8 protein-coding genes are annotated in these 11,914 nt (G+C 46.2%); 2 read left to right on the forward strand and 6 right to left on the reverse strand.

Going from position 1 to position 11,914, the window contains the following annotated elements; translation table 11 throughout:
* Positions 1 to 10 precede the first annotated feature (10 nt).
* The 6 genes from ADINL_RS15715 to hrpB all read right to left on the reverse strand — a co-directional run bounded on the left by ADINL_RS15715 (position 11) and on the right by hrpB (position 8,639).
* A complete protein-coding gene (locus ADINL_RS15715) occupies positions 11 to 229 on the reverse strand; it encodes a VF530 family protein (RefSeq protein ID WP_036550179.1) in 219 nt (72 codons plus the stop codon).
* Positions 230 to 262: 33 nt separating this feature from the next.
* Positions 263 to 862 carry a nuclease-related domain-containing protein gene (locus ADINL_RS15720; protein WP_239644407.1) on the reverse strand — a complete coding sequence of 200 codons (600 nt, stop codon included), beginning with the start codon at positions 860 to 862 and terminating at the stop codon, positions 263 to 265.
* Positions 863 to 1,394: 532 nt separating this feature from the next.
* On the reverse strand, positions 1,395 to 1,973 hold the full coding sequence (locus ADINL_RS15725; protein WP_051632886.1) for a hypothetical protein: 579 nt from the start codon (positions 1,971 to 1,973) through the stop codon (positions 1,395 to 1,397).
* A 74-nt stretch (positions 1,974 to 2,047) separates the two neighbouring features.
* A complete protein-coding gene (locus ADINL_RS15730; protein WP_036550180.1) occupies positions 2,048 to 4,948 on the reverse strand; it encodes a TrlF family AAA-like ATPase in 2,901 nt (966 codons plus the stop codon).
* Positions 4,949 to 5,106: 158 nt separating this feature from the next.
* Positions 5,107 to 5,799 carry a hypothetical protein gene (locus tag ADINL_RS15735; RefSeq protein WP_036550182.1) on the reverse strand — a complete coding sequence of 231 codons (693 nt, stop codon included), beginning with the start codon at positions 5,797 to 5,799 and terminating at the stop codon, positions 5,107 to 5,109.
* A gap of 320 nt (positions 5,800 to 6,119) precedes the next feature.
* Positions 6,120 to 8,639: an ATP-dependent helicase HrpB gene (gene hrpB, locus ADINL_RS15740; RefSeq protein WP_051632887.1), complete on the reverse strand. Its 2,520-nt coding sequence runs from the start codon at positions 8,637 to 8,639 to the stop codon at positions 6,120 to 6,122.
* Between the two features lie 167 nt (positions 8,640 to 8,806).
* On the opposite strand from hrpB, the gene ADINL_RS15745 reads away from it, so the two are divergent.
* Together ADINL_RS15745 and ADINL_RS15750 are read left to right on the forward strand one after the other, a co-directional pair.
* Entirely contained in the window at positions 8,807 to 11,635 is a 2,829-nt protein-coding gene (locus ADINL_RS15745) for a toxin VasX (RefSeq protein WP_152547699.1), read from the forward strand.
* Positions 11,636 to 11,654: 19 nt separating this feature from the next.
* Positions 11,655 to 11,914: hypothetical protein (locus ADINL_RS15750; protein WP_036550187.1), on the forward strand; the 260-nt coding region annotated here is incomplete at its 3' end.

Here is an 11,914-nt window from a genome sequence, read left to right on the forward strand (position 1 = left end):
CTTGAGTGGGTCAGGTGAAGGTGTTGATATACAAACGCTCCACCTTGTCTCTGGCCCACTGCGTTCTGCGTAAAAACTTCAGTGATGACTTAATCGACGGATCATTATCAAAGCAGTTGATCTGTATCTGCTCGTACAAAGCTGCCCAGCCGTAATGCTCCACCAGACGCGTGAGTATTTTCTCCAGACTCAGACCGTGTAGAGGGTTGTTGGGTTGTTCCTGGTGCATTGGGAGTTCCTGTGGGAGTAGGGGAGGTGTATGTCAGTTCTCTTTTAATTGTAACCCACGACACTTGGGAAAGGTGGAACATCCCCAAAATTGCTGACCCGCATTTGCACCACGCTTGGTTTCTCTGATGACCATGGCAGAACCACAACGTGGGCAGAGGGGATCACTACTCACGATACTGGCTTCTTGAATGATCTCCTGACTGACTTCCTTACCGACCTCTTTAGCGACCTCTTTTTTACTGACCACAAGCTCCTTCACATGCTGGCGGTGTTTATAGTCCGTTACCAGACAGGGCTTCAGCTTGATTTGGTTCAGCTTTGTAACCAGCCGGTAGACTTCCGTGTCAGGCATCACCGCCTCATTGAACTGCTTGATATAGTCCAGACAGCCTCGTGCAGCAGTCACATTATCCGGCATTTCAGTTTTGAAAGTACTATCACCCACAAACACAATTAAAGAGTGCATGAACTCAGGATTACAGTCCAAAACAGATTCCAGTGTTTTAATGTGTTTGTAGTTTTGATGCAGTGGATTTTGAAATTTGGCTGAGTGGCGGTAAATTTTTTGTGTCCACTGCTTTTGATGAGGTGAACCAAATATCCAGCCTTTCATGTTTTTGGTTTCGATCACAAAGATACCAAACCGTGAAACCAGGATGTGATCAATTTGCGTGGTCCATCCTCTGTTGGAAGAGTAACGTTTTTAATTAACTTGTAGTCGGTTTCAGGTAGGCCAGCCAACAGCTTGTTGACTATATATTCACCTAGAACACCTTTAAACCAGCGGCTTTTTAAAGTTAATACGAGGATTAATAGTGGTATTATATACCAGACTTGTAAAATGCTATTGATTAGTATTTTGGATATGTCCACTTGATGTCCTTATGTGGTTAATAGCGTATTTTTCTTGGCTTGTTAATGGTGTAGTTCAGAGTGCGTGCCGCTTTACTCTTTGGCTGTAGTGAAGGGTGGTTTATTGCAAAAATGGTAAGTATTTTCCGGCCAATAAATTTAAGGTGATCAGTCAGTTTACATGATTTTGATAGTGGTGTTTGAACAAGCTGAGACTGAAATTATTAACCGCTACTGTGGGGGAAGTCTATAAGTTAGGTCGAGGTGTCCACTAAAACGGGGGAACTACAGGGAGCGACTGCTGTGGCTTGTTAGCCCCACGGAACGATTGCTCCATCTGGAATCACTATATGTCCATCCTTATATGCAAAACTTCTAGGACTAAAAAGATTCATTGCAGGGAAGTGGTGATTTCCTCGGGATCGGAAATATAAAATCAAAAGAATTAGCAAAGCGGCTGATGCATTTAAGACATTTTTTAGATTGGCTTGCTTGAAATGCTCAGCCCTCTGGTGCTTGACTTTGTTATTGCCTTTCCACCAGTTTGGTGGAGACTTTGGCTGATGCCAATTCGACCAAGGATAAAATGTCATCCCAAAGCGTGGCATTTCGACCGATGCATCCGGCAGCATAGGTAAAGCCTCACATAAAATGGATTGATAGACGTGGATGTTATTGGCATCGCACTCAGAATTTATGCTACTACAAACCCTTTTAGCAATAACATCTACTTCGGAGCTTGCTGCCATTAGTAAGCGAGCCAACTCTATTGAGTAAACATTTTCGTTTTCCTGAGAGAATTCGATCCAACGCGAAAGGCCCTGAATATCTGATTCCAAGCAAAGGAAGTAGTTTAGGTGAGGGTCAACCTCCTGGTGGGTAATTGCCACGTATTATTCTCCTTGGTTAACGCCTTGCTCACCAGCAGCGCAAGCTGTCTGGTACAGCAACTTGTATGGTGCCTTTACGACTTAAATCCATACTTCATTTCTCTTTCTTTAAATGCTGAAACACCACCTTCCAAAATCTCACAAACATGCTGGCGAATGCCTTTGCTCTTTAATGCCCCAGCCTTACTTATATCTTCAAATGAGCACTCCAGGCTACCGCTATAGTACTCAAACTTAAATTCCTCATTTTCAATATTTGCTTGTTGCCCTGCTTGGTTTGCTACAATTACACATTCCGAGTCAGCAGCAACAACTAAATTCGCGTTATGGGTTACCATAATTATTTGTCGCTTAACCTTTCTAGTTCTAATAAATTCATTTAACTGATCGTAAATAGTTCTGTTATCTAAATTATCTTCCGGCTGATCGATTAGTATTGGATGAGAAGAATTACTTAAATGTAGAATCAGATTGAGCAAAACCAACCCTCGTTTTCCTGGAGACATCCTAACTATGTCATCATCTTTATACTGAACGATGAAGTTAATATAAAAACAATCAGTATAAAGTTTTTTTACTAGATCTATGTGCTCTATTCCTTTTCGGACAGCAGGAATGTCAGATTTACTATCAAAACTAGAATGAATATTTATGATCCTTTCCGCATGACAATCGATGTTGAAATCAAAGTCTCCATTTTCTTTAACAAGGTCTCCTATCAATGAATGCATATTGCCTCGCCTGTCAAATGAGTTTACAAATTCATTGAACTTGTCCGAATTGAAGGCTACTTCGGCTGAGATTTTAATATCCTCTTCGAACTGATAGTCTGGATTAGAAATTTCTGTGACATAATCCTTATAATATCCCACTAAGTCTTTGTATAACTGCTTTATTTCATCCTTGCATTCCGAACCCTGCTTATGTATAGATTTCTTTTTCTTTTCGATTTCATCAATATTTCTTAGCTTATTTTCTTCAATTTTTAAGTTTTTATCGGTCAAGTCTAATATTTCCTTATCTTTGACCTTCGTCAATAAAGGCTTAAGTTTTTCTTCGACAATAATTTTTTGTGTATTAATTTTCAAAAAACTCTGCGGTATTGATTCTGACCTAGATAAAATATCATTCTTGAATTTAGATACGACGTTATCGAGCTCAATTTTTAATGAATTAAGCAATGAGTTTAAGTAGGTTGAGTCGTTAGGAATATCGACATCGGAAATAATCTTATTTAAATAACCTGAAAAAGTTTCCTCAGAGTATGAATCTGCTGAAGAAGCAACCTGCGCACTGCAATCACTGATTTGCTTTAATATATCTAACCGCTTATCAAGTGTAGAATTTCTTGATGAAAGTATTTTATATGCAGTTTCCTCTTCTTCAGTAAATCCTGATTTTTCTCTTAGCAATGCAATGTCATTTTTCAGCTTTTCTATCTCACCTGTAACTGCTGATTTAGTGCCAAAAGCCTCCATATCTTTCGTTAGTAGCGCATATTTTTCACGTAATTCATAAAGATTATCGATTTTAGAAACGAGTGTTTTGCTAACACCGATGATTTTCTTCTCTTGTGCTTCCCCAAATTGTTTAAAGCGCTCATTCTGTTTTAGAATATCTTTAACCAATGTGTTTAGCTGATTTTTCCCATCTTCCTCTGCTAGATGGTTAATATATAACTGCGGAATGTATGTTATAGGCTTAGTATCTAATCTATCTGAAAGTGAACTTATTTCACCGTTAGACCACTCAACCTCAAAATTTATGCTATTCAGATCGTCATATGATGCAGATTTCGATAGCCTTACTTTATTATTGACTTCATCAGCATTTATAGATTTAGCGATATGGTAAAGAAATAATGATTTACCTGATGACTTACCACCAATAATCGTATTTAAATCTGGGTTTATAGGCTGCCATTGCTCGCTAAATAATTTAGTGGGGCTATTATCAATGAATCTAACTCGTTCAATAGTTTGATAGCCACTTTTTTGTTGTGGGCTAAACTCTTGAATAGCCACTCTTGAACTAGGATCGTATACTATACTCTTTAAACCATCGAATGTAAGGTCCGCTTTTATCCAGGTATGTCTATTTTTGGCAGGCATAAATAATTCATCCTTTGAATGAGCATCAGACCCCCAGACACATGGTTTAATCGAACCAAACTCTTTTTTGAAGGCCGATACATCCTTGCCGCCAAGAAGAAATTTTTTAGTATTGGGATTAGAAGAAAATATAATATGCGCTTGCTTTATTAAGTTCTTACGTATGTTATGGCCTTGCGAGTTCCAGCTGATTTCGCTTAAGTCTTCATCACAAGGAAGCCCTAATAGATACTTATCTTTAAAACTTGAGTTTCCATTTAGAATGGTAATTAGATCATCTTCGTCAACAGAAGCATTAAGCATACCTACAAAAATCTCGCTTCCGCTAGCAGAAAATGGGGGGTGTTCATTTATAAGTCTTATACCAAGATCTTCCAGATTATCTCTTGTTAATGGTCTTTTTTGGACTGAGGCTCCAGTGGAAGCATCAAAACAAATCTTAATTTGAGATATGAAATCACTTTCTATTTTTTCTATCGGTATATCATCAGATAAAATAACATGGTAATTAACCTTTCTATTCCAGGACAAGTCCTTTTCTTTCCCTAAAACCAACTTGCTTATTCTGAACTCAATATTAGGAAATACTTTAATTTTTTTGATCAGATCAATCTCTGAACTATCGAATAGAGTGTTTAATTTCGAATCGTTTTCCAAATATTCTCTTTTTAGCTTTTTATACCCTTCAGGCAAGTAGTAATCCGTTATACCTATTGCACTAATATCATTTTCAATTGCCTTTTTAAATAAAAAAGTAACATATTCATCCCAATCGCTACCAAATTCATTTCTTAGTACAGAAGCTGGGGTATGAACATGCAAGTCCCACTTTCGCCACTCAGAACCTTTAGGATATATACTCATAATAAACTCCATTTAAACTTGATAACAAGATTGCGACTAGAGAGGCCTACAAATAGATTTACGAATTACGAAGCACTATAAAACGTTTCACATAAGGGGCGCCGCGGTAGCGGCGTCCCAGCGAACGACAGTGAGCGTTCTTGATGTGGTTGTTAGCCTTATTTTGCTTGGTTGTACCAATATTTCTTCCCCTTCGGCCTAATTTCCTTCTCATATATTCGCTCAGCAAGTGAGTCTATTTTACTTATGACCTTCCTTCTAACGTGTTCAGCTAACCGTAAAAACCTCACATCTTCCTCATGACTATCTTTAAAGTCTGCCTGGGATAATTCTCGGAATATTTCTGGCTTCATGTTTGACTTCACTTTTGGATGAAGAACAAGAGCTATTTTTACTTCCTCAAAGCTATCGGCGCCACTGTGTGCAGCGAAATTGTGGCGCATATGCATGATGTCTTCGTGTGCTTCTTTGAATTTATCATCAATTATCGATTTCTCAATCTTGACTCGTCTTCCATCGCAAGAAGTAAAACATTTTCCGTAAAATGTTAGCGAGGCAACATATAAGCCTTTTACGATATTAAATGTCTCTCTATTTGGTGATGCCTGAAAAGGTTTTGATTTGTGGCTATCCCTAGGGTGTAACTTGTCTATCTCTGTTAGCCAAGTAATAACGTTCCTAAGATCCTTCTCAATTAGTGAATAGCCAGCTAACTGCTGCGCAACTTTACTTTTAAGTTGCACCCTTGGCGCTCGATTTCTCTTGTAAAAATAGCGATTCTTCCGCTCACCTGTTTTGGGATCAATTATTTCTTGAATTACCCACCCGTCTGGTCTCTTTATTTCTTTCATTATTATGGCTAACAGTTAGTTAATGAGGTCTTCGACCTTATAATATTTATTAGAGGGTATACCTTTATAACATGGCCTTGGTTAATAAATTTTTCTAGTAGCTTGATATTAATAGACTTTTCCATGTGAGCCATTCGGCACATTTCCCTAAAAGGTATCCAGCTCAACACGGAGTGCCTGAAAAAGATATTAAGCACGTGAAACACTTCAACCACATCCAGCCATCATAAAAAAGAAGAGAGTTTTTACCGTCAGGCACGCTACCGCCCGGCCCGTGCTCCATCACAGCTGTGTGTATTCCCTGATTGTCTGTCTGTGATTTAAACAGGACCCTTGCGGCGTTGCAAGGCGGCTTTGGTCAAACGGGTGGCTTCGGCGCTGAGTGGGTCTTCAGGCCAGGGGTGTTTTGGGTAGCGGCCTCGCATTTCTTTGCGTACGTCTGCGTAGGTGTTTCGCCAGAAATGCGGCAGGTCGGCGGTGACCTGCAGAGGACGACGTGCAGGGGAGAGCAGGTGGATGAGCAAGGGAACCTGACCGTTCAGAACGCTGGGTTGGCCTTCGTAGCCGAACATTTCCTGGAGTTTGACTGCCAGTACGGGTGGTTGTTGGGTGTAGTCGATGGCGATGCGTGAGCCGCTGGGTACGCTCAGGTGTGTCGGTAGCTGTTTATCCAGTTGTTGCTGTTGTTCCCAGCTCAGCAGGTTGCGCAGGGCGCTGCCGGTGTCGATCTTGTCCAGGTCGCGTTGGTGGCGGGCGTTGTGCAGGTAGGGCAGCAGCCAGTCGAGTCCCTTTTCCAGCAGTGCGCTGTCGCTGACATCGGGCCAGGGGGCACCGGCGTGCTGGTGCATCAGGGCGATGCGTGCCCGCAGGTTAAGTGCTTCGGTTGACCAGGGCAGGCAGTCGAGTCCACGTTGTTGAATAAAGTGTTGCCAGGCGGCCTGCCACTGTTCGGCATTGAGTTCGGGCAGGCGTTGGCTGCGCAAGCGGATCTGACCGAGTTGCTGATGACGTTGTGCGATAAATTGCCCGGAATCTTGCCAGCCGATTTCGGTGACTTCCGTGAACAGCTGCGGTGCAATCTGTTTCAATGCAGCCAAGGCACTGGAAGACAGTTCGGTGGCCAGACGTATAATGGTGCGTTGTCCATGGGTGCTGAGGTCGGCACAGGCCAGCCAGGTGGTCTGTGCCAGGTCTGATTCAGGGCTGCATTCTGCTCCACGCCCCTGACTGAGCAGGAAGCCTTCGCGTTGGTCGCGACGTTTGGCTATACGATCCGGATAGGCCAGAGCCAGCAGCAGGGCGGGCAGGTCATCTTTGCTGATGTCAGTGGTATGGGGCTCGGGTGTCATGCCTTGCAGTGTGCGCCAGAGGTTCTGTGCCAGAGGCTGAATCCGTTGTTGCCAGAGGCCGCGTTGTTGCCGGGCATGGCTCAGGAGTCTGAGCAGATCGTCGCTGCTGCGACGGGTGCCGGGCCATTCCTGTACCAGTGCCACCAGCGTGCAGGCGTACTCCCCATAACCCAGCGCGTGTGCAGACAGGAGTGCATGCGCCCAGCGTGGCTCAATGCCCAGTCGGGCGCAGGCGTTGCCATGATCACTGAGGCTGGCGGTCTCGGGATGCAGGATCCCGAGCTGTTGCAGCAAGGTTTCCGCCTGTCGTAATGCGGTATCGGGCGGTGGTGTGAGCCAGAAGAGTTCATCGGCATCCGCGCCCCATTGTCCCAGTGCCATGCGTAAGGAGGAGAGGTCGGCATCCAGTATTTCGGCGCGAATCTGTGCATCCAGACGTTCGTGTTGCTGCGCTGACCAGAGCCGATAGCAGACCCCGTCTGCCTGACGTCCGGCACGACCGCTGCGCTGCGTCGCGGATGCCCGGGAGATCTGTCGCGTCTGCAGGCTGTGCAAGCCACTGGCGAGATGAAACACGCTGCGCCGCTCCAGACCTGAATCCACCACAATGCGGACCCCGTCGACAGTCAGTGAGCTTTCGGCAATATTGGTCGCCAGCAGAATTTTGCGTTGACCACTGGCGGCTGGCATGAGGGCCGCTTTTTGCTCGGCATCACTCAGTTGGCCGTGTAGCGGCAGACACTGAATGCCGGGTGGCAGGTCTTCGAGGGTCTGCTGTACCTGTCTGATTTCGCGCACTCCGGGCAGGAATACCAGCATATCGCCCGGGTGCTGCAGTGCCTGGCGTATCACACGTGCCGTATGTTCGGTGATGGATTGGTTGGCATTCGGATTGGGCAGGTAGTGTATATCCACCGGAAAGCTGCGCCCCTGACTGATCAGTAATGGAGCCTCCAGTGCGCTGCTTAGCCCTTGTTCATCCAGTGTGGCAGACATGATCAGCAGACGCAGATCCGGGCGTAACAGCTGCTGACATTGGTGCGTCAGCGCCAGTGCCAGATCGGCATGCAGATTGCGTTCGTGGAACTCATCAAAAATCACCAGCCCGATACCGCTGAGTTCCGGATCATCCTGTAACAGTCGCGTCAGTACGCCTTCGGTCACCACCTCGATGCGGGTCTGAGCGCTGACGCGGGTTTCCAGCCGAATACGATAGCCGACACGCTGGCCGACCGGCTCACCCAGTTGCTGCGCCATAAACTGCGCCGCATGTCGTGCCGCAATACGCCGAGGTTCCAGCATCACTATCCGCTGCCCGGCCAGCCATTCTTCATCCAGTAATGCCAGCGGTACCCGCGTGGTTTTACCTGCACCCGGTGCGGCACTGAGCAGCAGGGTGCCAGGCTGTTGCAACGTCTGGCGTAGTTCAGGCAGGACATCATCGATGGGTAACGGCTTCAAGGTGTTTACTCGCAAAGCAAATGTGTTCAATTTGGATCAGTATCATAGCATCCATCGATGACTGGACACCTTGGCTATATTTTGGTTTACTTTTGACCCCAAGGGCATAGACGCAGTTGGCTGCAACCAAGGAACGCCCGGATCTGGCTACTGTACAGATCAACGCCAGCTGAGATTCAACAAGGGACTGTAGACTCATGTCATCAAACGTTATCGCCAGATGCGACCCGCGAGAAATCATACCCATTTACCCTTGTCGTTACGTCATATCAGACGAGCTTTTACTGACTGATTCCAAAGCGCTGCCTCCAGTACTGACGCCTCCAGCCGGTGTAGATCAAGCTCCCCACCATCAATTAGCGTCTTTGCGTCAGGGTTATGTGTATATCTATGGCTACCTGAGCATTGACGGAAGTAATGTCACGGATAATAAAGCCAAATGGTTGATTTTTCGCTACCAAACCCGTGCCGACGACTGCAACTCACTCGATGAGCCCACCGCCTGTGCCACCCCCTTTCAGTTTTATAGCTATACATGGAAAAAAGGCACACCAAGCAGTGAGTGGGTTGCCAACCAGATGGAAACTGAGCCATTTGCTTATGTGAATCTTTGTGCGATGGATACCTACATTGCCTACAGTGAAGAGCGTTGGCCCGCCTATATGTTTGAGGTGCTGGAGCGTGATGAAGGTTGGCGAAACAAAGTGATGCAACCCTTCGACCTGCATGGTGATGATCCGCATGTGCTGAAGATAGATCAACTGGCTGACTATGTGGAAGATTTTAAAGGCATCAAAACGAAAGATCGTGAAGCTAATATCTTGCGACATACCCCGATCAGTATGTTCAATCTTGAACCCTATGAGAGGATGAAAGAGACCCACCCTGAACGCTATGGGTACGCGCGCATCGTGGCACTGCAAGACACCCTGGGTGAAGCCAAGGACCTGCTGCGGCTGGCTGAGGTGGTAGAAGCCAATATCCAGGCCTATGAAACCACCTATCACTACGCCCTTAGCACAGCCAAGGCGATTGCGCCCTATGAGCAGGAGATAGACCAACGCTACCGTAACCCGGAAGGCTTTGTGAGTAAAATCACCCATCTGGGGCGCCAGATTGTCGGTAATGATCCACTTAACCGTTCAGCCGAAGCTCAGCGCCATGCGTTTGCCGCGTTTGGTCCTCCAGAGCGTGAAGAATCACAACAGCAACTGATCAGCTTGTGGGCTGCATTGGATGAACGACCACGCTGGCGAGACGAAGTGGAGCTGGCACTACAAGGGGCAGAACAGAATGGCTGTGAAGCCTGTTTCGATTATAGCGCCGGTCAGTTATACCATTATATGGCAGGCATTAAACAATCAGCCGAAGGTGCCAGCTGCGTAAAAAAACAGCTGGAGATACCCGACGACAACACGAGCGAAGAGGCACACTATATCAAATTGCTAGCGGCCTTGGTTACAGCGGCTTCAGCCGTGATCAGTAATCTACAGGATACCCGCGCACTGCATCGTATTGAGCTTATTATTGCCGAGACTGCCACCGAGCTGGCCGTGCTTCTAGAGGCAGGGAATAGCCGGATTCAACAACACCACCTGGAAAAGCTAGCCGGTGTAGTTGCTCGTTCAACCAGAATACCCTTGCGAGATCTGGAAGCGACTGCCAGGCAAAACTATGAACGCCTATTGCGGGGCAGATCATCCACACATATCACGACAATATTGCAGCAACAAACAGTTTCAACTCCGTCAACCCATGGCAGTGCGGCTTCGATATCACAGCAAACCTCTTTGACTTACTTTAGTTATGAAAAAATAGAAGGCACAGGTGCACACTTAGCTCGAAGTTATGGTGGTCTGGGCTTCTCAGGGCTGGGGATTTTGTTTGGGCTACTCGGTGCACAACAGACGATCAACGAGTGGAACAACAACGATTTCAATGCCCGTTCCGGTTTGGGGGCGCTGGCCAACTTGCCTGCTATACAACTCAGTGCCAGCCTGGTCGGCGTCATGGCCGGTGGTGCTTCGATCTACGCCTCCCCAACCTATGTACAGCTCAGCAGCACCACGTCCCGGTTAGCGCAACGACTACAGCTGCACTTGAGCCGTAACTTACCAGGACAAACGACTGTAGTGGTACCCGATAAACCCGTGATAGGGGTGTCATCACGGCAGATAGCTCAACGTGCGCTGGTGGCCTCGTGGTTAAGTTCAGCCGCACTGGCCGCGACCTTGCTGATCTCGTATGGTGAGCTCAAAGAAGGCCGAGCTCGAAACGATTATGCGCGAATTGTGGGCCACAGTTTGCAGGGTGTGGGTGGTATATTAATGACCTCTAAGCTGATTGGGAGTGGGTTAGCTTTCACGGGGATGCCCTACCTGGCGACCCTGGGTACCGCGCTATCGGCTGCTGCACTGCCATTGGCTATCATCGGTGGGGTGTTATTGGCAGGCGGTTTGTTTTTTGCTTCGGTGCGTCGTTCGGAAGTAGAGCAGTGGGTGTATGAAGGGTTTTGGGGGAAAGGGCCTTATTGGGGAAAAGAAAGGTATGTTGACTTCTCTGAGCAATTAAGTGAATCCAAAATTTTACTGAGCATGCATCCGACCTTCCAAGTTGAAGTAGAAAAACTTAAAAGCTTCTACAACCAGGAAATGCGTGCCTTTGAGCAAGTGATCTGGCGTATTCAGGTTAAAAATATTCAGGATGAAGATGGCCGGGTAACGGTAGAGTTTCCGGGGTTAACCACTCCAGATCAACTTGGACGATTATCCATTCGAGTACAAAAATACCTGCATGGTGTTGATGCCATCATGCTGCAAGGTTCACCCCGATGGCAAACCATATCCAGCCAGTCTGTACGGCGAGAATGGCTCGGACCGGGTTTGGCCTCTCTGGATCTGTCTGCCTATGCTCAGGAGAAAAAGCTGCGTCTGGATATCAGTTATGAACGAATACTCCCTTGGGGCGATACCCAGCGTTTTACTCTGAATGAGCCGCTTTTGATCGATGCACCGAGTCGACTTTAACAGTCTATAGGATACCTAAATGGCGTTACCACCGATTCAACTGATTCCCAATCCCACTGAAAACCCGGATGTGGTGGAAGCGATCAATCTCTCCATTACCCGGATAGATAAGGATACAATTGAAGTTCCCTCCATGGTAGCGATGGGAATCAATGTCTGGCTTAAAATTATCTTTTTTGCCATCTTTTTTGGTTCTATTTCAGGCTATGATCCAGGCTGGTTTACCAAAGATGGAAGCCCTGGTGTCTATTATCAAGATATTCATCAAATGCTGTTTCG

Source organism: Nitrincola lacisaponensis (genome assembly GCF_000691225.1).
In the GTDB taxonomy this organism is placed as follows: Bacteria; Pseudomonadota; Gammaproteobacteria; order Pseudomonadales; family Balneatricaceae; genus Nitrincola; species Nitrincola lacisaponensis.

Coding starts and splice junctions, on each gene's coding strand:
- ADINL_RS15715 (WP_036550179.1), bottom strand. CDS start 229: ATGCACCAGGAACAACCCAACAACCCTCTACACGGTCTGAGTCTGGAG.
- ADINL_RS15745 (WP_152547699.1), top strand. CDS start 8,807: ATGTCATCAAACGTTATCGCCAGATGCGACCCGCGAGAAATCATACCC.
- ADINL_RS15730 (WP_036550180.1), bottom strand. CDS start 4,948: ATGAGTATATATCCTAAAGGTTCTGAGTGGCGAAAGTGGGACTTGCAT.
- ADINL_RS15735 (WP_036550182.1), bottom strand. CDS start 5,799: ATGAAAGAAATAAAGAGACCAGACGGGTGGGTAATTCAAGAAATAATT.